Source organism: Syntrophaceae bacterium (assembly GCA_013177795.1).
In the GTDB taxonomy this organism is placed as follows: domain Bacteria; phylum Desulfobacterota; class Syntrophia; order Syntrophales; family UBA2192; genus UBA2192.
Genome location: JABLXY010000001.1, coordinates 609,663 through 631,595 on the forward strand (window position 1 = coordinate 609,663; position 21,933 = coordinate 631,595).

The window sequence follows — 21,933 nt, forward strand, 5'->3', positions numbered from 1 at the left end:
GAGGCAATGCCCCGTGAACCCGGAAATGATCAAGAAAATCGATGCTGTTCTCGATCGGGTCAAGGACCCCGAGAGTGACCTGCCCGTCAGCCGCCTCGGGGTGGTGAAAAGGGTCCGATACAGCGAATCGCAGAAAAAACTCTTTGTTTTCACGAATTTCCAAAGCCACATGCCCGACTGCAGGACGTGCGTCTTCATCGCCAAGCTGGTCGCCGACACCATCATCCGCAATCTCACCGTCGAGTTCAATCTCGAGTTCCCCGACCTGGAGATCGAGTTCGTCTGATAAAAAAATCCCCTCCGGCCGGGATCCGCAACGGTCCGGCCGGGGGGATTTCCGTTCCCGGCTCCTGGCGTGACCCGCCCGGATCAGCAGAGCTTCCCAAAACGCTCCGCCGCGTAAATCGGGTCGATGTCGGCCCGCAGGCCGGCGATTTTCGCCATGTGCGCCTTCTCCTCCCGGATCATGGCCTCGAGCATCCTCTTCTGTCCCCTGTCCTTCGAACGCTCCGCCAGCTCCGTGTAGAGGAGGACCGCGTTTTTTTCCGCCTGCATGGCGATCCGGCAGGCATCCTCGACGGTCTTGACCTGGTCGAGCCGATCCTCCGCCCGGTCGCCCCCCGGGAGAAGCCCTTCCCGGATCACGGCCTCGAGGTACGCATCGACCTCGACGTCACGAAAGCATTCCTCGACGCCCTTTCGAAGGGCCGCGGCCTGGATGTTCATCAGCTCACGCAGGTGCTTGGCCTCTTCCTTGGCGAGTTTCATGAACAGTCCCGCCAGCTCGGTCCCCCGGAACTTCTCGGACGCCTTCGTGTAGAAACTCACCCCCTGCTCTTCCTGGCGTACGGCATAGTCGATCACGCTGATCTCCGTTTTTGCCATCCCGTAACCTCCTGTGCCTTCCGTTTCCGCTTGCCGGCTCAAAAAAACCTGCCGAACCGCATCGCCGCATACGCCGGGTCGTGGTCGGCCCGCGCCGTCCCCACCATGACGATGTGGGAGCGCTCCTCCTTTGCGATGTCCTCGAAGATCTTCCTCTGTCCCTTGTCCTTCGCGAGCTTCGCCAGTTCCGAGTAGAGCAGGATGGCGTTCTTTTCAGCCTCCATGGCGATCGCGCAGGCTTCGCCCACGGTGCTCACCCTCCCGAGCCTCTTGACCATGCTGTCGCCCTTCGGGAAGAGCCCCTCGCGGATGATCGTGTCGAGGTAGTCGCTGACCCGATCGGAGCGGAAAATCCGGTCCGCCCCTTTCTTCTCTGCCTTTTCCTTGATCCCAAGGAACGTCTCCATGTGCCTGACCTCCTCCTTGGCGAGCCTCATGAAGAGTTCCCGGAGGTCATCTTCCTTGAATTTCTTTGCCGCCCTGGTGTAGAACCCGATGCCGTCACGCTCCGCCTGCACGGCGAAATCGAAGATGCTCATTTCCGTCCTGGCCATGGTGCAGCCTCCTTATCCCCTGTGACGCTTGAAATCAAACGCGGACATCCGGACCCTTACGGTCTGAATATAGGTTGCCCTCGCCGGAAAGACAATCGATTCTTTGCCCCGCGGGTGCCCGTCGTCATGTCCTTCTGCGGGGCCACACCTCCGGGTTCACCACGTGCGCGGGCCTCTCCCCGCACAGGACGGCCAAGAGGTTTTCCGCCGCCATGCGCGCCATCTTCATCCGGGTCTCGACCGTCGCGCTCCCCACGTGGGGCATGAGGACCACGTTGCCCAGGTCCGTGAGCCCCGGGGTGAGAAGAGGCTCGTTCTCGTAGACGTCGAGTCCGGCCCCCTCGATCCGCCTGTCCCGCAGGGCCTCCACCAGCGCCGCCTCGTCCACCACAGGCCCCCGGGACGTGTTGACGAGGTACGCGGTGCGTTTCATCAGGCCCAGTTCCCTGCGGCCGATGAGGTGCCGGGTCTCATCCGTGAGCGGCACGTGCAGCGAGACAAAGTCTGATGTTCCCAGCAGGTCGTCCAGCTCCGCATACTCGACGCCGAGATTCCGCTCCTCGGCCCGATCCAGTCGCGACCGGTTGTGGTAGAGAACCCGCATGCCGAAGGCCTGTGCCCTGCGGGCGACGGCCTTGCCGATGCGCCCGAGCCCGACGATCCCCATCGTCTTGCCCGATACCTCCCGGCTCAGGAACAGCAGGGGCGCCCAGCAGGTCCACTCCCCCGCCCGCGTCCGGCGATCGAGGTCCACCACACGCCGGGCGGCGGCCAGGGTGAGGGCGAAGGCCAGCTCCGCCGTGGCCTCCGTGAGGATGCCCGGCGTGTTGGTCACCACGATGCCCCGTTCCGTCGCGGCCGCCACGTCGATGTTGTTGTACCCCACAGCCATGTTGGAGACGACCCTCAGGCGGGGGGCCGCATCCATCAGCTCGGCGTCCACGGCGTCGGTGATCATCGACAGGTAGCCGTCCGCCCCGGCGACGGCCTCGATCAGGGCCGCGCGCTCCATGGGCCGGTCTTCGCTGTTGGCCCGCACGTCGCACTCCTGCGCGAGCAGAGAGAGGATATCGTCGGTCAGGTGTCCGGAGACGAGAATCCGATGTTTCATGGGGCTGTCCTTTTGGAAAACGGCACGTCAGGCGGTCTTCTTCGACGGGATGAGCGAGGGAATCCACCGGTAGACGGGCTCGAAGTATTTCTTCACCATCCCCTTTTTCGGGATCATGAAGACGAAGCACTTTCTCTGGTCGGGGACGACGGCGATGTGGCGGAGCACCCCCGGGTCGGGGTGGGCGGTCGTCAGCTTCTTCAGCTGGTCCCGCATCCGGCCGCTCTCGTAGTAGACGAGCCAGTTGGAGTCGCCCCAGCGGATCGGCTCGCGGTTCAGCCGGGCCTCGTTGGTGATCCGTGCCCTGCGGAAGCGGGAATACCGCTCCTCGATGAGGTGCCCCTCCTCCTTCGGCGGCTGCCGCATGGTGAGGGTGATGAACAGACGGTCATGCTTGCGGATGAGGATGGAAACGGGCAGGTACAGCAGAGACTGCCGGGCCAGGAAGGTGATCGTGGCCTCCACCTTCTCGACGGGGGAGTCCTTCCGGGTGACGAAGTTGCCGTGATAGCCGATGGCGCCCCCGATGTTCGTGAAGGTCTGGTCCACGGGCTTGATGACATCCACGAGGCCGTTGAAGGCGGAAAGGTAAAGGCGCTTGTTCTCCCGCGCCCCCCAGTAATAGCCCCATACGAGGACCGCTGTCGCGGCGACGAAGAGCCAGAACAGGGGCTCCGACACGAGGTAGTCGTGCTCGAACATGCTCAGCGCCTCCACTCCAGCGGCGTCACCAGGTCCTCGGGGATCTCGTAGAGTTTCGAATCGAGGCCGCAGGCGAGCTTCGCCGACAGTGCCACGCGGATCAGCGGCACCCCCCGGACCATCTTTCGAATCTCCGCCGCGACCTGGTCGGCAACGGCGAGGTTCTCCGCGGTGACCTTGTTCTGGATGAGAAGGCGCAGGGGCAGGCTGATGTCCCTCAGGCCCTCCACAAGCCTCTCGGACTCCCGCAGGGACAGCATGTCGGGGTTGAACACGAGGACGACCCCGCAGTCGGGCCCCTGGAGGATCCCCGTGAGCGACTCGTAGTTGGCCTTCAGGGCCATGAGCCTCTGGATCACCGCATCGTCCTTCTCGTCATAGGCGAGCTTTTCCTCCCGCTGCTTTTCCTCCTCCGTCGCCGGGCCCCGGATCTTCCGGATCGTGTGGCGCTTGTCCAGGATCTGCCGGCGGATCTGGGCCAGGCGGTCGATCCAGGTGATCGTGATCTGGGGCAGCGCGAGGAAACGCAGGGTCAGACCCGTGGGCGGCGTGTCGAAGATGATCGTGTCGAAGTTCGCCCCGTCCTGCCGGATCGTCTCCTCGATGCTCGTCAGCAGGGCGTACTCCTCGATGCCGGGCGAGTACTTGAGGACCGAGAAGTACCGGTCCAGGTTGAGCGTCTGCAGGTAGCTGTAGGTCCGCGTCAGGACGCCGATCTCACGCTCCAGGTAGTCCCGGGAGAGCTTCTGCAGATCCACCTCCCGGAGGATGAGGTTGTCGCCCATCCTCTTTTCTTTCCCGTCGAGCCGCACGCAGAAGATGTCGCCGAGATTGTGCGCGGGGTCCAGCGACACGATGAGCACGCGGCTCCTCCTGGAGAGCTGCCAGGCCGCCGAGGCGGCCATGGTGGATTTCCCGACGCCGCCCTTTCCGGTGTAGAAGAGGACCCGCATCAGTCCACCCCCAGGCTCCCCATCATCTGGCCCAGCATGTCGCAGGCGTCCTCCGCCCGCTGCCCGAGGATCTGCATCTCGCGCTCCATGAAGGGCAGCAGCTCCACGGCCAGGAAGGTCGGCGGCGCGGGAAACCCCACGAAGGAGCCCAGCAGCAGGAGGGCGAAGACGTTCTCCAGCTCCTGCTGCTCCATGCAGGTCAGACCGATGACCTTGTCGCGCTGGCCCTGCCTGAACCCCTGCAGGAAGTGCCTGAGATCCTCGAGAAGGGTGGAGGACATCCGGGTATCGCCTTCATTCACATGAATTGAAAAATCCCCCCCGCACCCGGTCGGGGTACGGGAGGGATTCCACGTTACTGCATTTTCCCGCTCAAGTAAAGACCTGCGGGCGGATCACTTCTTCGCCTTCACGAAGTCGACGATGAAGAGGATGTTGAGGACGAGCATGATCGCCATGATCACCTGCACGGTCCAGCCCGTCCCGGGCGTCTTGGCGATGGTGCCCGGCATGACGACCCACATGAACCAGACGATGGCGCAGGTCACCGTGAACCACAGGAACCAGGCCGGGACGACGGCGACCACGCTGAACTTGGACTGCATCTTCTTGGCGACGAAGGCCGCGCCCGTCATCAGTGCGATCGAGGCGATGAGCTGGTTCGCGGCGCTGAAGGAAGGCCAGAGAATATTGAACTGTCCGCTCCAGGCCAGGTAGATGCCCAGGGCCGCCGGGATGATGGAGGCCACCCAGCGGTTCGTGATCACGTTGTAGGCGGCGCCCAGGCTCGACTGGACGGGCCCCAGCATCTCCACGAGGCAGTAGCGGGCCAGGCGGTTCGTCGTGTCGAGGGTCGTGAGCGCGAAGGCCGAGATCCAGAGCCCCGCGATGACCTTCACGATCGAAGTCGGAATGAAGGAGAGGAAGGTGGAGGCCACCATGACGCCGAAGGCCTCGACGATCATGCTCGGGGGCGCGAGCTTCAGGGCCCCCGTCGCCTTCGCGTAGGTCGTGGCCCAGTTGGCCGCTTCCAGGGTCAGGTTGTAGTTGGCCGCCGCGGCCTGGGCCTTAATGACCGTCATGCCGAAGCCGCCGATGGCGACGATGATGACCGTCGAGAGGAAGCCTTCCGTGAACATGCCGCCGTAGCCCACGAAGAGGGCGTCCGTCTCCTTGGAGAGCTGCTTGGAGGTCGTCCCCGAGGCCACCAGGGAGTGGAAGCCCGAGAGCGACCCGCAGGCGATGACGAGCGGGATCGCCGGCCAGAAGGGCGTGGGCTGCCCGCCCAGCAGGACAGGCGAGAAGGCGGAGATCGCCGGAGCCTCCATTCCCTTGAAGGTCACCATGGCGGCGAGGAAGCCGATGGCGATGCCGAAGTAGAGCAAGAACGAGTTGAGGTAGTCCCGCGGCTGCAGCAGGACGTTCACCGGGATGGACGCCGCGATGATGATGTAGACGAAGAGGATCACCATCCACACCTCGTAGCTCATGGGAATGGGGAACTCGGGCCCCATCCAGATGGCGATGGCCATCAGGACGATCCCGATGAGCGTGGCCGCGGTCAGGTTCATCTTGACCCGGTAGATGAGGATTCCCAGGATGACGGCGGCGACGGTCATGAAGATCGAGGCCGACCCGATGGAGGGCGTCCTCGCGAACATCGAGCCGATGACGTTGGCGAAGGCCGCCACGACGAGGATGAGCAGGAAGAAGACGATCCAGTAGAAGGAGCGGCCCGTGCGCTTCGAGATGAGGTCGGTGGCGACGAACTGCACCGACTTGGCGTCGTAGCGCACCGAGGCCATGAGCGCCAGGTAGTCGTGGATCGAGCCGATGAGGACGTTTCCGAACCAGACCCACAGAAGCCCCGGGAGCCAGCCCCAGACCATGGCCATGGCCGGGCCGACCAGGGGCCCCGCACCGGCGATCGAGGAGAAGTGGTGACCGAAGAGGACCGCCTTGTGGGCCGGGACGTAGTCCACGCCGTCGTAGAGTCTCTGGGACGGCGGTGCGTTGTTGTCGTCGGCCTTGACGACGTCCCGTTCGATTTTCTTGCCGTACGTCCAGTACAGCCCCATGTAGATGAGGAAACCGATGATGATGATGACTGTGGTTGATGCTTCCATAATCCCCCTCCTTCAGAAGATAGGAATTTATGCAGGAGAACCGGAAAAACGATCCCGGTAGAGCCGGGATGAACCGGGCACGGATGCCCCACCGTACCCGCAAGTGATTATTTTCTATTCTTTTGCCCGCCCGAAGTCAAACAGAAAGTGCATACAATTTTGGGCTTTACAGTGCGCGGCGATTCGACTAGATTGAGGCAGGATTCCCCATCCCCAGAACCCCCTCCCGGACGTCAACGGAGGTACGCCATGGCCAGGAAGAAAGCCGACTCCCCGCAGCACGAGGAACGAATCAAGATCGGGGCCCGGATCCGCGAGTGCCGCCAGAAGAAGCAGCTCACCCTCGAGGACATGTGCACCAAGACGGGGCTCTCCAAGGCGGTTCTCGCCGGCATCGAGAACGATGAGACCGTCCCGCCCCTCGGCACGCTCCTCCGCCTCTCGAAGGCCCTCGACGTCAGCATGGCCTTCTTCTTCGAGGACGCCGTCGAGATGGAGCGGCTCTCCGTGACCCGCAGCGGCGAGCGCGTGAAGGTCAAGCGACGGCCCCACCACCGGGAGGGCGAGGTGGACTACGTGTACGAGTCCCTCGAGCCCAAGAACCCCCACAAGCACATGGAGCCCTTTCTGGTCGAGTTCCAGCCCATGGAGACCGCCGACATGGTCTTCATGAGCCACGAGGGGGAGGAATTCCACTTCGTGCTGGAGGGGAGGCTCGAGTTCCGCACCGACGACCGCGTCGAGGTCCTCTACCCGGGCGACTCGCTTTACTTCGAGTCGGAGATGAACCACAGCTTCCGCTCCCTCGACGCAAAACCGGCCAAGGCCATCGTCGTCGTGTGGAACCGGCCCAACTGACCGGACGAATCAGGAAGTTGTGAAGCTGAGAAGCTGGGAAGTTTGGAGCAACTCCGGGTCCATGGCATGCCGCAGGCTTCTCCAAGCTTCAGAACTTCATAGCTTCCGAACTTCCCTCTTTTCCGGGAGGCACCCATGCTGGAAATCCGCTTTCACGGCCGGGGCGGCCAGGGAACCGTCGTCGCGACCATCCTGATGGCCAAGGCGTTCTTCCGGGCCGGCTTCCAGGTCCAGAGCTTCCCCTTCTTCGGCGTCGAGAGGCGCGGGGCCCCCGTGGAGGCCTACCTGAGGCTCGACCGGCAGAAAATCCTCTTGAGAACGAATGTTTACAACCCGGACCACGTGGTTGTTCTCGACAAGACGCTGCTGGCGGGCATCGACGTGACCCGGGGGCTCAAGCCCGGGGGGTCGGTGCTCATCAACAGCCCCGCACCGCCGGAAAAACCCGAGGCATTCTCCAGGTTCAGGCTCGCCTGGGTCGACGCCAGCCGCATCGCCATGACCCACCAGATCGGAAGCCGCACGCACCCCATCGTCAACACCTCCATGATGGGGGCCGTGGCCCGGGTCCTCGGGATGCCCCCGCTGGAGGACGTCGTGGCGGCCATCCGCGAGGAGGTGCCGGGTGAAGCCGAGCGCAACGTTGCGGCGGCCCGGGAGGCCTTTGAGGCCGTCCGGTTCGTGGAAGCCGTCAGGCCGGCAGCCTGAAGACGCGGACCCATCCTGCGAACCGAGCTCTTTACATGGTGAACCCGATGGCAGAGAAAGCACAAGCACGCTCGGAGTCGGAAAGCCCCATACACATCATGCCCCGCTCGACCCTTTCGACGGAGGCCAACAAGACCGGGTCCTGGCGCTACCTGAGGCCCCGCTACGAGGAAAAGACGGCGCCCTGCAGCGCCGCCTGCCCCGCCGGGGAGGACATCGGCAAAATCGAGATGCTCACCGCCCAGGGCCTCTTCAAGGAGGCCTGGGAGACGATCCTGCGGGAAAACCCATTCCCGGGCATCTGCGGGCGGGTCTGCTTCCACCCCTGCGAGGGGGCCTGCAACCGCAGGGAATTCGACGACCCGATCGCGATTCACTCGCTCGAGCGCTTCCTGGCCGACACGGCGGAGCGCTACGATCTCAAGCCCCTCATGGAGAGGCTGCCCGCGAGACCCGAAAAAGTGGCCATTGCCGGGGCGGGCCCATCGGGCCTGGCCGCCGCATGGTTCCTCTCGCAGCTGGGTTACGCCTGCGACGTCTTCGAGGCATCCGCGGAGGCGGGGGGGATCCTGCGCTGGGGCATCCCCCTGTACCGGCTGCCGCTGGCGGCCCTGCAGCGCGAGATCGCCCAGGTCGGGGCGCAGGGCGTCCGCATCCACACGGGCCGGCCCGTGACGGCCGCTCTCCTCCAGGAGTTCGAGAAGACCTACCATGCCGTCTACCTGGCCTGCGGCCACGGGAAGACGACGGCGCTGCGCGTGCCCGGCGAGGAGATGGACGGGGTGGGCGACGGGCTCGAGTTTCTCCGGCGTGTCCGGGGCGGCGAGCAGCCTGCCGTATCGGGCGTCTCGGCCGTCATCGGCGGCGGCAACACGGCCGTCGACGTGGCGCGCACAATCGTCAGGCTCGGCGGCGAGGCCCTGATTCTGTACCGCAGGCGCCGCCAGGACATGCCCGCCTTCGGCGACGAGGTGCAGATGGCCCTCGACGAGGGGGTGCAGCTCCGGGAACTCGTGGCCCCGGAGCGGATCGAGAAGGACGGCGGCCGCTTTCTCGTCACCCTGCGGCAGATGCGGATCGCCGGCGAGGAGGGCGGGCGCGGCCGGATCGAGCCCGACGGCGACAAGACGAGCCAGGTCGTCGTGGACCGGATGTTCAAGGCAACCGGGGCCGAGGCCGCAGAGGGCTGGTACAACCCCCCGGAATCCGCAAGGGGCGTCCTGGCCCTCTCGCACTGCGCCCTCTCGATCCGGGACGGCAGGCCGGCACTGGCCTGGGGCGGCGATCTCACCAACGATGTCAAGAGCGTCGTCCACGCCGTCGCATCGGGCAAGCAGGCCGCCATCGCGCTGGACACCCTCTTCCGGGAGGGGCCCGACTCCATCCTGCTCAAGCTCGAGGCCTGCACGGTCGGCAACGGGCCCTCGCTGTCCATGGAAATCCACATGGGCGGGGAGCGCAGGCTGAGAAACCGCCACATCGTCGCCTACGGCGAGATCAACACGGACTACTTCCGGTACACCCCCCGGATGACGCAGCCCCGCCTCGTGCGCGAGGAGCGCGCCCGGTCCTTCGCCGAGATCGACCTGCGCGTCTCGGGCAACATCGCCATGCGCGAGGCCGAGCGCTGCTTCAACTGCGGGCTCTGCAACCAGTGCGACAACTGCCATCTCTTCTGCCCGGACCTCTCCGTCATCCGCGGGAAGGACGGCCAGGGACGGCACATCAACTACGACTACTGCAAGGGCTGCGGCCTGTGCGTGGTGGAGTGCCCGCGCAACGCCATGACGCTCGAGGAGGAGGGCCGATGAAACGAGTCCTTGAAGGCAGCCAGGCCGTGGCGGAGGCCGTCCGGCTCGCCCGCGTCCAGGTCGTCTCCGCCTACCCGATCACGCCCCAGACGCACATCGTGGAGTTCCTCTCGGAGTACTGCGCCTCGGGGACGATGAACGCCCGCTTCCTGCGGGTGGAGAGCGAGCATTCCTGCATGGCCGCCCTCATCGGCGCGCAGAGCACGGGGGTCCGCACCTTCACCGCCACCTCGGGGCAGGGTCTGGCGCTCATGCACGAGCTGCTGCACTGGGCGGCCGGCGCCCGGCTGCCCATCGTCATGGCCGAGGTCAACCGCGCCCTTGCGCCGGGCTGGAACATCTGGGTCGACCAGACCGACAGCCTGGCACAGCGCGACACGGGGTGGATCCAGTTCTACTGCGAGGACAGCCAGGAGGTCATGGACACGACGCTGCTGGCCTACCGGCTCGCCGAGTCCGTGGCCCTGCCGGTGATGGTCGTCCTCGACGCCTTCTTCCTCTCCCACACCTACGAGCCCGTCGACGTGCCGGAGCAGGAGGAGGTGGACCGGTTCCTGCCTCCCTACGAGGCGCGCTTCAAGCTCGACACCGCCGCCCCATGCTCCTTCGGTCCCCTCGTGCCGCCCGCCGTCTACATGGAGATGCGCCACGACATCGCGCAGGCGATGGAGACGGCCCTGGCGAAATTCCCGGCCATCGAGGACGAGTACGCCGCGATCTTCGGGCGCCGCTACGGCGCCGTGGAGGCCGTCCGCTGCGACGACGCGGAGATCGTCTTCGTGACTTCCGGCACCGTCACGAGCACGGCCCGCAGCGTGATCGAAGACCTCCGGGGCCGCGGGGAGAAGGCGGGTCTCCTCAAGATCAGGCTATTCCGCCCCTTCCCCGTCGACGACGTCCGGCGGGCCCTCGGGGGTGCGAAGAAAATCGCCGTCATCGACCGCAACTTCTCCTTCGGGGCGAGCGGCATCTTCGCCCAGGAGCTCCGCGCGGCGCTGTGCAACGTGCCCGGTCACGCGCCCGTGTTCGGATACGTCGCCGGGATCGGCGGCCGCGACGTGACCCCCGCGGTCCTCGAAGACATTTACCTGAGAACGAAGAACAGCGCCGCCCCCGAGCGGGAGAGCGTCTGGATCGGCCTGCAGGAGGTCTGACATGGAACTCGAACTCAGCGACCGCGAATTCATGCACTCCGGCCACGTCGGCTGCCCGGGCTGCGGCGCCGCCATCGCCATGCGCTTCCTGCTGAAAGCCCTCGGGGAGAAGATCATGATGGTCCTGCCGGCCTGCTGCTGGTCCGTCATCGCGGGGCCCTACCCCACGACGACGCTGAAGATCCCCGTCATCCACTCGGCCTTCGAGACGGGCGGCGCCGTGGCCAGCGGCGTCCGTGCCGCCCTGGACATGAAGGGGGACACGGAGACGACGGTCGTCACCTGGGCCGGCGACGGCGGCACCTTCGACATCGGCTTCCAGGCCCTCTCCGGGGCCGTCGAGCGAAACGAGGACTTCATCTACGTCTGCTACGACAACGAGGCGTACATGAACACGGGCATCCAGCGCAGCTCCTCCACCCCCTACGGGGCCTGGACGACAACGACCCCCGGCAAGGACTGGAAGAAGATGCGCAAGAAGAACATCGTCGAGGCCCTGGCGGCCCACCGCATCCCCTATGCCGCCACGGCGAGCATCTCCCACCCCGATGACCTCGTCAGAAAGGTCAAGCGCGCCCAGGCCGTCAAGGGCTCGCGCTTCCTCCACATCTTCGCGAGCTGCCCCACGGGCTGGAAGATCCCCTCGGAGATGGCCGTCAAGATCGCCCGCATGGCCGTGCAGACGAACATCTTCCCGCTCTACGAGGTGGAGGAGGGGCTCCACTACACGATCAACGTCAAGCCGAAGCGCTACCCCGTCCGGGAGTACTTCAAGATCCAGGGCCGCTTCCAGCACCTGACGGACGCTGATCTCGACGTGATCCAGAAGATGGTGGACGAGGACTGGGAGTTGCTGCTCCGCAAGGCGGGCGAGCACGCGTAGCCGCTGCGCGGCAGGCGAAAGGCTCGAGGCGAAAGGCCAAAGGTGAAGAGGAACAAGAGGATGACCCGGCTTTCGGCTTGCCTCCTCGCGCTGCCGCTCCTTCTTTTCCCATCACCCCTCAAGGCCGATGTGTTTGTCCACGACGCCGTGGCGGTGCAGGGCAAGGAAATCCGGCTGAAGGCCGAGACCCGGGGGAAGGTGTTTGCCCGGGGGGGCGAGCTCGTGGAGTTCTTCGTCGGCGACGACTCTTTGGGGAAGAACCTCTCCGGGGGCGACGGGGCGGCCTACCGGTTCTTCAAACCCACGCGGACCGGCCTCAAGACCGTCCGGGTCACGTCCGGCGCCGAAAGCGGCACGGGGTACCTGCTGGTGCTCAAGCCGGGCTCGGGTCTTGTCGCTGTCGACGTCGAGGGCACCCTGCTCATGCAGGGGTTCATGTCGCCGGGCCGGCCGGGGAGCAGGGACGCCGTCGCGGCGGTGGCCGGGCGGTACCCGTTGGTCTACCTGCAAACGGGCCAGACGAACCTCAAGGCCGTCCGGCTCTGGCTCGACCAGAACGAATACGCCGGCGCCCCGCTTCTGCCCTGGGACGGGGGTGCCGTGTTCCGGGACCTCGACAAGAAGGGCCTGAAAATCCGTGCCGTCGTCGGCGGCCCCGCCGTGATCGAGTCGGCAGCCCGGTACAGGCCCCAGGCCTTCAGCTTCGAGCCCATGAAGGGCACGACGAGACTCAAGAGCTGGAAGGAACTGGAGGAGAAGCTGTATTGAACTCAGAAGTTGAGAAGTTATGAAGTTCGGAAGCTCGGATTGGCGGCGAGGTTGCGCTCTGTCACAAGCCTCTCCAAGCTTCGCAACTTCCCAGCTTCACAACCTCTTCTTGCAGGGAGAGCCATGCCATGAAGCGCAGAGATTTTCTACGGCTGGGCGTGCTGGGAGCGACCGGGGCGATACTCGGGCGCGTGGACCTGGCCGGGGCGGCAAAGAAGGCATCGGGGCCTTTACCCTTCCCTGCCCCCGTTTACCGGACCCTGGGCCGGACGGGGCTGAAGATCACCGTCGTGAGCTTCGGCGCCATGCTGACGCCCGAGCCGGAGGTGATCCGCACCGCCCTCGATCACGGGGTCAACTACATCGACACGGCCCGTGCCTACATGGGCGGCCGCAACGAGGAGGTCGTCGCAAAGGCAATCAAGGGGATCCGGAACAAGGTCCACGTGGCCACGAAGATCCGCTCCAGATCGCGGACGAAGGAAGCCATGATCGGGGACGTGGAGACGAGCCTCCGCGCTCTGGAGACGGACTATATCGACGTCATCCAGCTCCACAGTCTCACCGGCCGGGAGCGGATCTTCGAGCCCGAGATGCGCGAGACGCTTCTCCTGCTGAGAAGGCAGGGGAAGGTTCGCTTCTTCGGCGTGACGACGCACACCAACGAGGCCGAGGTCGTCAACGCCCTTGTCGACGACCCGGACCGCTTCTTCGACATGGCCCTCGTGAAGTACAACTTCCGCAGCGGCAAGGATATGAAAAAGGCGATCGCCCGAGCTGCGCAGGCCGGCATCGGCATTGTGGCCATGAAGACCCAGGCCGGGGGCTACACGACCGATGCGCTGGGCCCGATCAGCCCCCACCAGGCCGCCCTCAAGTGGGCCCTGTCGGACCGGAACGTAACCGCGGCCGTCCCCGGCATGCGGGACATGGCGGAACTCCGGGAAGACATCGCCGTCATGGGGATGCGGCTCACGCTGGCCGACAGCCTCATCCTGCGCTGCTACGGCGCCGCCGTGGCAACCCGGTACTGCCACTTCTGCGGCAAATGCGAGGAGACCTGCCCGCGGGGCGTCGCGATCAGCGTCGTGAACCGCAGCCTGATGTACGCCGAGGCCTACGGCAACCCGGAGCTGGCCTGCGCCACCTACGGCGGGATTCCCCCGCAGGCATCCGCCGCCGCCTGCCTCGGCTGCGGCCGCTGCACGGCACGGTGCGTCAACGGCCTCGACATCGCCGAGAAGATGGGCCGGGCACGCGTGCTTCTGGCGTGATGAAGAGGAAGTTGAGAAGCTATGAAGTTATGAAGTTCGGAGGGGCGGGGGCCTGCGGTTGACTTTCAGCCCATCCAAGCTTCACAACTTCTCAACTTCACAGCTTCACTTCAAGCAGGCAAAGTTGTTACGCGGAACCATTCTGCAATCACCGAGATAGACGGAACAAGCGATGATGAGTAAACGTTTTCTTTTACCCCTGGTACTGGGATTGTTCCTTCTTGCCCTGCCGGCAGCAGCTTCACCTGCCGCCGAGAACTCCTCCATGCCGTCCCTCCTGCCGGCCGGGGGGTGCGCCGAGGGCTGGGTCATGGACGGAAAGCCGTCCCTGTTCACGCAGGACACCCTCTTCGACCACATCAACGGCGAGGCGGAACTCTACCTGCCCTTCGGGTTCGACACGCTCGCCACGGCCCGCTACGTGCAGAAGGACGCGTCGGGACAGGAAATCGTGCTGGATGTCTGCAAGATGGGCTCCCCGCTCGACGCCTTCGGGATCTGGTCCAACTACCGCAAGGCCGAGACCCCGGGCTGCGATGTCGGGACCGATTGCGTCCTTTCGGCATCGCAGATGCTGTTCTACCAGGACCGGTACTTCGTGCGGGTCCAATCCATCGGGACCCATGAGCCGGCGCAGGATGTCTTCACGGCGTGCGGCAGGGCCGTCTCGCGAAATCTTCCCGCCGGCAAGGGCAAGCCCCGCGAGCTCGAGCTTCTCCGGGTACGGGGCATCGTGCCGGGAACGAAGCGCTACGTCCCGCAGAGCCTGCTGGGCTATCCCTTCCTGCGGCGCGGGCTGACGGCCGAGGCAACCCCCGGCGGCGGGCGCACCCAGGTTTTCGTGGTGATCGGGGAATCGGCCGCATCGGCCAGGAAGGCCTTCGATCAATACCTGGCCTCCCTGAAGGAAGCCGGGCGGGAGGTGCATCTTGCCGGGACGGGACACCGCGTATCCCTCGAGGGAGCCGACCCGCTGTATGGAAAGGTGCTGGTCGAGCAGTCCGGCCGCTACCTGATCGGCGCGATCCGCCTGCAGGACGCCGCAGCAATCAGGCCGGTCATCGAGGAGATGAGGGCGAGGACGAGGGAGAGACCGTGAAAAGACAGAAGTTAGGAAGCTGTGAAGTTTAGAAGTTGGGAAACGTCGAGACCTGACATTGGCCTCCCGCCCTTCCGAGCTTCTCAACTTCCCAGCTTCTCAACTTCGCATTCTGGGATGAGCCCCCGGTCGACAGCCCACACCTCAGAAGCTCGCTGAGACCAGCTCGAACACAAAGCTCCCGATCGCCACCTTGCTCTGGATCTTCACGGGAAGCTGCCTCTCGTCGGCCGTGAACCAGATCTTCAGCGACGGGTCGTCCTGGCGCGGCACAACCCCCTGCAGGCGCTCCATGTCGGGGACCACCAGGAAGGTGTCGTACACCTTCCCGTCGATCGTCACCGTCTCCCGCCCCGCAACGGTCGCCTTGACGGCGATGCACTTCTTGCCGTCGGTGACGGGGATCTCGTGGACGTCTCCGGGCCTGAGCCGGTGCGTGCGGATCACGAAGAAGATCGCCAGCGGGTCGAAGGACCCGGGAAGGATCTCCACGGGCCGCTCGGCGTTGCCGAAGCTCGCATAGGTGGCCGTCCGGTTCTTCCAGTCGTAGGTGACGATCACGTCCCGCGGGTGGTCCCCGGTGCTCTTCTTGCGGTACTGCAGGGTCCGCGTCATCGCGACGTCCGTGAAGGAGTCCTGCCGCTCCCGGATCTTGTAGAACAGGTCGACCCGGGAATTCGTCGTGGTCGTCATGGCAAAGTGGCGCGCCCGGGAGCCGTTCACGGCGGCATCGGGCAGAACCTCGATGACGGCCTCGCCCGCGGGGATGAACCCCCACATCGCCCGATACACGAGCCTCTCGCCCTCGCTGAACGGAAGGGCCCCTGTCGCCGCGGCACCCTCGCCGAAAAGCATCGTCAGGGCGCACAGCACGATCGTTGTCACCCCGAAGAGTCTTCTCATCATCGTCGTACCCCTCGATCCCATCTAACGCGCAGGGCGCGCCCCCGTTGACGGCTCCCGCAGGTACCGTGCAAGCCACTGCGCCGTGTGGGAACCGCCCGGCCGCTTCACCAGCTCCACGGGCGTTCCCTCGGCCACGATGCGGCCGCCGCCCTCGCCACCCTCGGGGCCGAGGTCGATCACCCAGTCGGCCTCGCGGATGACCTCAAGATTGTGCTCGATGACGAGCACCGTGTCGCCGCGGTCGACGAGCCTCTGCAGCACGCGCAGCAGTTTCTCGATGTCCGCCAGGTGCAGCCCCGTCGTCGGCTCGTCGAGGATGTAGAGCGTCCTGCCCTGCCCCTCCGTCGACAGGGACAGCTCCCGCGCGAGCTTGATCCGCTGGGCCTCGCCGCCCGAGAGCGTCGGGCTCGGCTGCCCGAAGGTCATGTAGTCGAGGCCGACGTCCACGAGCAGCTCCAGCTCCCTGCGGATCGCCGGCACGGCGGCGAAGAACGACAGGCCCTCCCCGAAGGTCATCTGCAGGACGTCGTGGATGCTCTTCCCGCGGTAGCGGACGGCGAGCGTCTCCTCGTTGTAGCGGCGCCCGCCGCAGGTCTCGCAGTGCACGTAGACGTCGGGCAGGAAGGACATCTCCACGCGGATCTCGCCCTGGCCCGCGCAGGACTCGCACCGCCCGCCCGCCACGTTGAAGGAGAACCGTCCCGGCCCGTAGCCCCGCGTCCGGGAGTCGGGCAGTCTCGCAAAGAGCCTGCGGACCTCGTCGAAGAACCCCACGTAGGTGGCGGGCGTCGAGCGGGGCGTGCGCCCGATGGGCGAGTGATCGATCTCGACGACCCGGGATAGAGTCTCCCAGCCCGCGATCCGGTCGTACCCGGCGGGCTCCTGGACCCCCTTCGAAAGCCTTGCCCGGAGGGCCTCGTAGAGGACATCCTTGACAAGGGTCGATTTCCCGGAACCGCTCACGCCGGTGACGCACGTCAGTGTCCCCAGGGGGACGGAGACATCGATCCTCTTGAGGTTGTTCCGGCGCGCCCCCTCGATGACGAGCCTCGGCCTTTCGCCGACGGGGCGCAGCCGCGAGGTGATTTCGCGCCTGTGCCCGTTGATCCAGCTGCCCGTCACCGAGTCCGGGTTCTTCCTGAGATCGCCGAGCGTCCCCTGGGCGACGATGCGGCCCCCGAGGGGGCCCGCGCCGGGGCCGAGGTCGACGATCCAGTCGCCCGCGCGGATCGTCTCCTCGTCGTGCTCGACGACGATCACCGAGTTGCCCCTCTCGCGCAAATCCCGCAGGGTGGCGATCAGCCGTTCGTTGTCCCGCGGGTGCAGGCCGATGGTGGGCTCGTCGAGGATGTAGCCGATCCCCGTGAGGTTCGAGCCCAGCTGGGCCGCCAGCCGGATCCGCTGGGCCTCACCTCCCGACAGGGTGTCGCCGCTTCGGTCCAGGGTCAGGTAATCGAGCCCCACCTGCTCGAGGAACCGGAACCGCGGCATGAGCTCCGCCACGATCCCGTCGGCCACGGGCGCCTCGTGCGGCCCGAAGTCGAACGCGCGGACGGCCTCGCCGGCCTCCCGCACCGAAAGGGCCGTGAGCTCCGCGATGCCCATCCCCTTCACGCGGACGGCCAGGGCCTCCGGCCTGAGCCGCCTGCCCCCGCAGGACGGGCATGTCCGGTCATCAACAGCGCCGAGCCCCTCGCAGGCCGGACAGGCCCCGTAGCGGCTGTTGAAGGAAAAGAGCCGCGGGTCGAGCGGCTCAAACCCCCTCGAGCACCTGCGGCAGGTGAGCTTCTCGCTCAGGACCCACGACGCTCCCTCGTCGTCGATCACCCGCAGGCTCCCCTTCCCGGCGGCCAGCGCGCGCTCGACGATCTCCCGGAGTTCCCGGACGCCCGCGCCCGCCCGCACGCGGCCGGCGACGGCGTCGATGTCGTGCTCCCGGAAGCGGTCCAATGCCGGCAGCGGCTCCAGCGGCAGGATCCGTCCGTCCACGCGGACCTCCCAAAACCCCCGCTTCCTGAGCCGCGCGAGCAGCTCCCGGTGGAACCCCTTGCGGCCGAAGACCAGCGGCGCCGTGACGGTCGCGGCCCCCTTGCCCACGCGGCGCACGATCTCCTCGAGCATCGCCTCGGGGCTCTGCGGGACGATGGGCTCGCCGCAGCCCGGGCAGTGCTGCGTGCCCAGCTTGCTGTAGAGCAGCCGCAGGAAGTGGTAGATCTCCGTGAGGGTGGCCACGGTGGAGCGCCGGCCCCCCCGGCTCGTGCGCTGCTCGATGGCCACCGTGGGCGGGATGCCGTCCACGGCGTCCACCTCGGGGCGGTCCATGATCTTCAGGTACTGGCGGATATAGTTCGGCAGGCACTCGAGGTACCGCCGCTGGCCCTCGGCAAAGAGGATGTCGAAGGCGAGCGTCGACTTGCCCGAGCCGCTCACGCCCGTGACGACGACGAAGCGGTCCCGGGGGATGGAGACCGTGAGGTCCTGCAGGTTGTGCTCCCGGGCGCCGCGGACCTCGATGGCATGTTCTTCGCGGCGGCCTTGCCTCTCCCGGCGATCCCGCGGCGGGGGCGCGATGTCCCGCCCGCCCTCGAGATACGGCCTGAGGTGGGTGCCCGTGTGCGACCCCGCGTTTTCTGCGATCTGCTCCGGCGTCCCCTGCGCCACGATCCGCCCCCCGGCCTCGCCGCCCTCGGGCCCGAGGTCGATGACGTGATCGGCGCACTTGATCACCTCGGGGTTGTGCTCGATGACGACGACGCTGTTGCCCGAGGCGATCAGGTTCTCGAAGGCCGCCAGCAGGACCGCGACGTCGCGCGGGTGCAGGCCCACGGTGGGCTCGTCGAAGATGAAGAGCGAATCGCGGACCTTCTCCAGCCCGATGTGCCGGGCGAGCTTGATCCGCTGGGCCTCGCCGCCGGATAGCGTGTTGACGGGCTGGCCGAGACGCAGGTAGCCGAGTCCCACGTCGAGCAGCGGCCTGAGGGCCTTTTCGATCCTCTTGTGCCCCGCGAAGAAATCCATGGCCTCCTCTGCCGTCATCTCGAGGATGTCGTGGATGCTGCGGCCGCGGTGCCGGATCTCGAGCACTTCCCCCTTGAAGCGCCTGCCGTCGCACTGCGGGCACGGAAGGTAGACGTCCGAGAGGAACTGCATTTCAACTTTCTCGTAGCCCTCCCCCTCGCAGGCCTCGCAGCGCCCGCCCGGCGTGTTGAAGGAGAAGCTCGATGCGGTGAGCCCCTGTTCCCTCGCCGCCGGCTCGGAAGCGAAGACGGCCCGGATCGGGTCGTAGGCCTTCAGATAGGTCAGCGGGGTGGCCCTGGGCGTCTTCCCGATAGGCCTCTGGTCCACGAGGATCACGTCCTTCACCCGCTCGGCCCCCTCGAGCGCCGCGTGCCTTCCGGGGCGCTCCTCCCGGCCGCCGAGGGCGCGCTTGAGGGCCCGGTAGAGGATGTCTACGCCGAGGGTGCTCTTGCCGGAGCCCGAAACACCGGTGATCGCCGTCAGGACGCCCAGGGGGACGGCGCAGTCGATGGCCTTGAGGTTGTTCTCCACGGCGCCGCGGATGGTGAGAACCGCATGCGGCTTGCGCCTTCGTGAGGGGACGGGGATCCGGAAGGCGCCGCTCAGGTAGCTGCCCGTCGGCGAGTCGGACCGTTTCAGGAGGCCCTTCAGGGTGCCGCTGTAGAGGAGCTCGCCGCCCCGCTCGCCCGCCCCGGGCCCCAGGTCGACGATATGATCGGCGCCGGCCATGATCTCCGGGTCGTGCTCGACGACGACGACGGTGTTGCCCTGGTCGCGAAGGGATTTCAGGATTCGGAGAAGCCTGCCGCTGTCGCGGGGGTGAAGGCCCACGGTGGGCTCGTCGAGGACGAACAGGGTGTTGACGAGCGATGAGCCCAGGGCCTTTGTGAGGCTCACCCGCTCGACCTCGCCGCCCGAGAGGGTCCGCGACTGCCTGTCGAGGGTCAGGTACCCCAGGCCCACGTCGAGCAGGTAGCCCAGGCGCCGGCCCACCTCGCCGACGAGCTGCGCGGAGGCCTCGTCCAGCGGCCCCGCCGCCAGTCCCCCGACGAAGCGTGAGGCCTCCTCGACGGTCATGGCGTAGAGCTCGGCGATACTCCTGCCCCCGATCTTCCAGAGCAGCGCCTCCGGCTGGAAGCGGGTGCCGTGGCACTCGGGGCAGGTCCTGTAGCCGCGGTAGCGTGCGAGGAACACCCGCACGTGGAGCTTGTAGCGCTTCGTCTCGAGCCACTGGAAGAAGCCTCGGACCCCGTAGAAGCTATCGTCGCCCTCGCAGACGAGGCGCCGGTGCTCCTCGGAGAGGTCACGCCAGGGCGTGGTGACGGGGATGCGCCGGCGGCGGCAGAACGCCAGGAGGTCCTCGAACTCCGCCCGGGCGATGCCCGTCCAGGGCTTCACGGCGCCGTCGCGGATCGACTTGCCCGCATCGGGGACGACGAGATCCATGTCCACGTCGATGATGCGCCCGAAGCCGCGGCAGGCCGGGCATGCCCCCGCGGGCGAGTTGAAGGAGAAGGTGTTCGCCGTGGGCTGCCGGTATTCGATGCCGCAGACCGGGCACTGGAGGGCCGAGCTGAAGCGGAGCGTCCGTTCCCCGGCGTGGACGTCCGTCTTTCCCAGGCCCGCCCGCAGGGCCGTCTCGAGGGAGTCGACGATACGCTTGCGGTCCCCCTTGCTGAAAATCAGGCGGTCCGCCACGACGTCCAGAATCGCCTCGCCGCGCCCCTCCTCGAGAGGGAGGATCTCACCCCCCTTCCAGATGCGGTCGAAGCCTGAGCGCCGGAGCGTTTTCTCCCGCGCGGAGGGGTCGCCGTTCGATGCGGACGGGAAGGTGAGGACGACAGGGCTGCCCTCGGGCAGGGTCGCGACCGCCTCGAAGATCGACTGGGCCGTGTCCTTCCGGACGGGCTTGCCGCAGCCCCGGCAGGTCAGCACGGCCATGCGTGCGTAGAGTAGCTTCGCGTAGTCCGTGATCTCCGTCATCGTCCCCACGGTGGAGCGCGAGGTCCGCACGGGGTCGCCCTGCTCGATGGCCAGGGCCGGCGGGATGCCCTCGATCCGCTCGGCGCGGGGCCGGTTCATGCGGTCGAGGAACTGGCGGGCGTAGGGGGAGAAGGTCTCGACGTAGCGCCGCTGGCCCTCGGCGTAGAGGGTGTCGAAGGCCAGGGAGGACTTCCCGGCTCCGCTCACGCCGGTGATCACGGTGAGGCGGCCCAGGGGGATGTCGAGATCGAAGCCCTTGAGGTTATGCTGCCGGACCCCGCGGATCCGGATGGTGGACGAAGCCATGATGTTTCATTCTAATGATGGGACGACGAAACGGCAACCGCTCTTTTTCACGGTGTCATTCTGAACCGTCCCGAATCGGGGGGACATGCTCATCTGTTTGTAATCACGGGTATTTTCGTCCGTCGTCCCAAAACGGACCAGCCGCGGGCGCCCCTCCCCACGCCATGACGGGCTCTCCAGAATCTGTTTAACTAATTGATATAAATGACTTTTTACAGTTTCCCCGGTTCCGGGCACGCGTGATGCTCACCGGGGAGGCCAGCAGGGCATGCAGACGTTGCCCGGCGCGAAGAAGCCCCGTGCACACCGCCCTCTTTGGGGCGGCGCGAAGCGCCGGCACGGAGGCACCGACGGCGGAGACAAGGCAGACGCCTGAAAACAATCAAGGAGGTTTGTGATGATGATCGGTTATTTCGCGAAAAAGAAGGGTCAAAAAGGTTTCACGCTTGTCGAACTCATGATCGTCGTGGCTATCATCGCCATCTTGGCGGCCATCGCGATTCCCCAGTTCACGTCCTACAGGGTCCGGGGTTACAACACGACGGCGCGCTCGGATGTGAAAAACGCCTACACCGCCGCCCAGGCCTACTTCAGCGACTGGCCGACTGCCGCGGTCACGGTCGCGAAGCTGCAGGGTGCCGGCTATTCCCAGTCCTCGGGCGTCACCCTGACCGTGGTCAACGGCACCCAGGGGGGCCTTTCCCTGACGGCCGTCCACGGGAGCGGCGACAGGACGTACACCGTCAACGCGTCGGGGCAGATCACACCGTAGCCGCCCCTCTCCTAGCCGGAGACCGAACCGGGTGGAGAGTCCCTCTCCACCCGGCCATCGCG

19 protein-coding genes are annotated in these 21,933 nt (G+C 66.2%); 10 read left to right on the forward strand and 9 right to left on the reverse strand.

Annotation, left to right across the window (positions count from 1 at the left end; all coding sequences use genetic code 11):
* The first annotated feature begins 13 nt into the window (after positions 1-13).
* Complete coding sequence (locus HPY67_02805; GenBank protein ID NPV03644.1) at positions 14-286, forward strand: hypothetical protein; 273 nt, start codon at positions 14-16, stop codon at positions 284-286.
* 83 nt (positions 287-369) lie between these two features.
* Here HPY67_02805 and HPY67_02810 read toward each other — a convergent pair whose 3' ends face one another.
* From HPY67_02810 to HPY67_02840, 7 genes are all read right to left on the reverse strand, one after another.
* Complete coding sequence (locus HPY67_02810; GenBank protein NPV03645.1) at positions 370-885, reverse strand: ferritin family protein; 516 nt, start codon at positions 883-885, stop codon at positions 370-372.
* 38 nt (positions 886-923) lie between these two features.
* Positions 924-1,439, reverse strand: coding sequence for a ferritin family protein (locus HPY67_02815; GenBank protein ID NPV03646.1), 516 nt, complete (start codon positions 1,437-1,439; stop codon positions 924-926).
* A gap of 124 nt (positions 1,440-1,563) precedes the next feature.
* Positions 1,564-2,550, reverse strand: a complete 987-nt coding sequence (locus tag HPY67_02820; GenBank protein NPV03647.1) for a D-glycerate dehydrogenase — start codon at positions 2,548-2,550, stop codon at positions 1,564-1,566.
* 27 nt (positions 2,551-2,577) lie between these two features.
* Complete coding sequence (locus tag HPY67_02825) at positions 2,578-3,252, reverse strand: hypothetical protein (protein NPV03648.1); 675 nt, start codon at positions 3,250-3,252, stop codon at positions 2,578-2,580.
* Between the two features lie 2 nt (positions 3,253-3,254).
* Positions 3,255-4,205, reverse strand: a complete 951-nt coding sequence (locus tag HPY67_02830; protein NPV03649.1) for an ArsA family ATPase — start codon at positions 4,203-4,205, stop codon at positions 3,255-3,257.
* Positions 4,205-4,486: a hypothetical protein gene (locus tag HPY67_02835; protein ID NPV03650.1), complete on the reverse strand. Its 282-nt coding sequence runs from the start codon at positions 4,484-4,486 to the stop codon at positions 4,205-4,207. The genes HPY67_02830 and HPY67_02835 overlap by 1 nt, the downstream gene beginning before the upstream one ends.
* A gap of 114 nt (positions 4,487-4,600) precedes the next feature.
* Positions 4,601-6,331 (reverse strand): carbon starvation protein A, encoded by a 1,731-nt coding sequence (locus HPY67_02840; GenBank protein ID NPV03651.1) that lies wholly within the window; start codon positions 6,329-6,331, stop codon positions 4,601-4,603.
* A 249-nt stretch (positions 6,332-6,580) separates the two neighbouring features.
* Between HPY67_02840 and HPY67_02845 the strand changes: the two genes are divergently transcribed.
* The 8 genes from HPY67_02845 to HPY67_02880 all read left to right on the forward strand — a co-directional run bounded on the left by HPY67_02845 (position 6,581) and on the right by HPY67_02880 (position 14,886).
* Positions 6,581-7,189 carry a helix-turn-helix transcriptional regulator gene (locus tag HPY67_02845; GenBank protein NPV03652.1) on the forward strand — a complete coding sequence of 203 codons (609 nt, stop codon included), beginning with the start codon at positions 6,581-6,583 and terminating at the stop codon, positions 7,187-7,189.
* Between the two features lie 135 nt (positions 7,190-7,324).
* Complete coding sequence (locus HPY67_02850; protein NPV03653.1) at positions 7,325-7,897, forward strand: pyruvate ferredoxin oxidoreductase; 573 nt, start codon at positions 7,325-7,327, stop codon at positions 7,895-7,897.
* Positions 7,898-7,944: 47 nt separating this feature from the next.
* The gene (locus HPY67_02855; GenBank protein NPV03654.1) at positions 7,945-9,708 is read left to right on the forward strand and encodes an FAD-dependent oxidoreductase; all 1,764 of its coding nucleotides are present in this window, start codon (positions 7,945-7,947) and stop codon (positions 9,706-9,708) included.
* Positions 9,705-10,862 carry a pyruvate ferredoxin oxidoreductase gene (gene porA, locus HPY67_02860; protein NPV03655.1) on the forward strand — a complete coding sequence of 386 codons (1,158 nt, stop codon included), beginning with the start codon at positions 9,705-9,707 and terminating at the stop codon, positions 10,860-10,862. Before HPY67_02855 ends, porA begins: the two co-directional genes overlap by 4 nt.
* Position 10,863: 1 nt before the next feature.
* Entirely contained in the window at positions 10,864-11,745 is an 882-nt protein-coding gene (locus HPY67_02865; protein NPV03656.1) for a 3-methyl-2-oxobutanoate dehydrogenase subunit beta, read from the forward strand.
* A gap of 60 nt (positions 11,746-11,805) precedes the next feature.
* The gene (locus HPY67_02870) at positions 11,806-12,513 is read left to right on the forward strand and encodes a hypothetical protein (GenBank protein ID NPV03657.1); all 708 of its coding nucleotides are present in this window, start codon (positions 11,806-11,808) and stop codon (positions 12,511-12,513) included.
* 128 nt (positions 12,514-12,641) lie between these two features.
* On the forward strand, positions 12,642-13,787 hold the full coding sequence (locus HPY67_02875; protein ID NPV03658.1) for an aldo/keto reductase: 1,146 nt from the start codon (positions 12,642-12,644) through the stop codon (positions 13,785-13,787).
* Between the two features lie 265 nt (positions 13,788-14,052).
* Complete coding sequence (locus HPY67_02880; GenBank protein NPV03659.1) at positions 14,053-14,886, forward strand: hypothetical protein; 834 nt, start codon at positions 14,053-14,055, stop codon at positions 14,884-14,886.
* A gap of 144 nt (positions 14,887-15,030) precedes the next feature.
* Here HPY67_02880 and HPY67_02885 read toward each other — a convergent pair whose 3' ends face one another.
* On the reverse strand, positions 15,031-15,792 hold the full coding sequence (locus tag HPY67_02885) for a DUF3108 domain-containing protein (GenBank protein ID NPV03660.1): 762 nt from the start codon (positions 15,790-15,792) through the stop codon (positions 15,031-15,033).
* 21 nt (positions 15,793-15,813) lie between these two features.
* Positions 15,814-21,099, reverse strand: a complete 5,286-nt coding sequence (uvrA, locus tag HPY67_02890; protein ID NPV03661.1) for an excinuclease ABC subunit UvrA — start codon at positions 21,097-21,099, stop codon at positions 15,814-15,816.
* A 400-nt stretch (positions 21,100-21,499) separates the two neighbouring features.
* On the opposite strand from uvrA, the gene HPY67_02895 reads away from it, so the two are divergent.
* Positions 21,500-21,871, forward strand: a complete 372-nt coding sequence (locus tag HPY67_02895) for a prepilin-type N-terminal cleavage/methylation domain-containing protein (protein NPV03662.1) — start codon at positions 21,500-21,502, stop codon at positions 21,869-21,871.
* The last annotated feature ends 62 nt before the right edge of the window (positions 21,872-21,933 follow it).

What these genes read in the sequence shown, in the direction of transcription:
- HPY67_02810 (NPV03645.1), bottom strand. Translation starts at nt 885, where the DNA reads ATGGCAAAAACGGAGATCAGCGTGATCGACTATGCCGTACGCCAGGAA.
- HPY67_02815 (NPV03646.1), bottom strand. Translation starts at nt 1,439, where the DNA reads ATGGCCAGGACGGAAATGAGCATCTTCGATTTCGCCGTGCAGGCGGAG.
- HPY67_02820 (NPV03647.1), bottom strand. Translation starts at nt 2,550, where the DNA reads ATGAAACATCGGATTCTCGTCTCCGGACACCTGACCGACGATATCCTC.
- HPY67_02825 (NPV03648.1), bottom strand. Translation starts at nt 3,252, where the DNA reads ATGTTCGAGCACGACTACCTCGTGTCGGAGCCCCTGTTCTGGCTCTTC.
- HPY67_02830 (NPV03649.1), bottom strand. Translation starts at nt 4,205, where the DNA reads ATGCGGGTCCTCTTCTACACCGGAAAGGGCGGCGTCGGGAAATCCACC.
- HPY67_02835 (NPV03650.1), bottom strand. Translation starts at nt 4,486, where the DNA reads ATGTCCTCCACCCTTCTCGAGGATCTCAGGCACTTCCTGCAGGGGTTC.
- HPY67_02840 (NPV03651.1), bottom strand. Translation starts at nt 6,331, where the DNA reads ATGGAAGCATCAACCACAGTCATCATCATCATCGGTTTCCTCATCTAC.
- HPY67_02845 (NPV03652.1), top strand. Translation starts at nt 6,581, where the DNA reads ATGGCCAGGAAGAAAGCCGACTCCCCGCAGCACGAGGAACGAATCAAG.
- HPY67_02850 (NPV03653.1), top strand. Translation starts at nt 7,325, where the DNA reads ATGCTGGAAATCCGCTTTCACGGCCGGGGCGGCCAGGGAACCGTCGTC.
- HPY67_02855 (NPV03654.1), top strand. Translation starts at nt 7,945, where the DNA reads ATGGCAGAGAAAGCACAAGCACGCTCGGAGTCGGAAAGCCCCATACAC.
- porA (NPV03655.1), top strand. Translation starts at nt 9,705, where the DNA reads ATGAAACGAGTCCTTGAAGGCAGCCAGGCCGTGGCGGAGGCCGTCCGG.
- HPY67_02865 (NPV03656.1), top strand. Translation starts at nt 10,864, where the DNA reads ATGGAACTCGAACTCAGCGACCGCGAATTCATGCACTCCGGCCACGTC.
- HPY67_02870 (NPV03657.1), top strand. Translation starts at nt 11,806, where the DNA reads ATGACCCGGCTTTCGGCTTGCCTCCTCGCGCTGCCGCTCCTTCTTTTC.
- HPY67_02875 (NPV03658.1), top strand. Translation starts at nt 12,642, where the DNA reads ATGAAGCGCAGAGATTTTCTACGGCTGGGCGTGCTGGGAGCGACCGGG.
- HPY67_02880 (NPV03659.1), top strand. Translation starts at nt 14,053, where the DNA reads ATGCCGTCCCTCCTGCCGGCCGGGGGGTGCGCCGAGGGCTGGGTCATG.
- HPY67_02885 (NPV03660.1), bottom strand. Translation starts at nt 15,792, where the DNA reads ATGATGAGAAGACTCTTCGGGGTGACAACGATCGTGCTGTGCGCCCTG.
- uvrA (NPV03661.1), bottom strand. Translation starts at nt 21,099, where the DNA reads ATGGCTTCGTCCACCATCCGGATCCGCGGGGTCCGGCAGCATAACCTC.
- HPY67_02895 (NPV03662.1), top strand. Translation starts at nt 21,500, where the DNA reads ATGATCGGTTATTTCGCGAAAAAGAAGGGTCAAAAAGGTTTCACGCTT.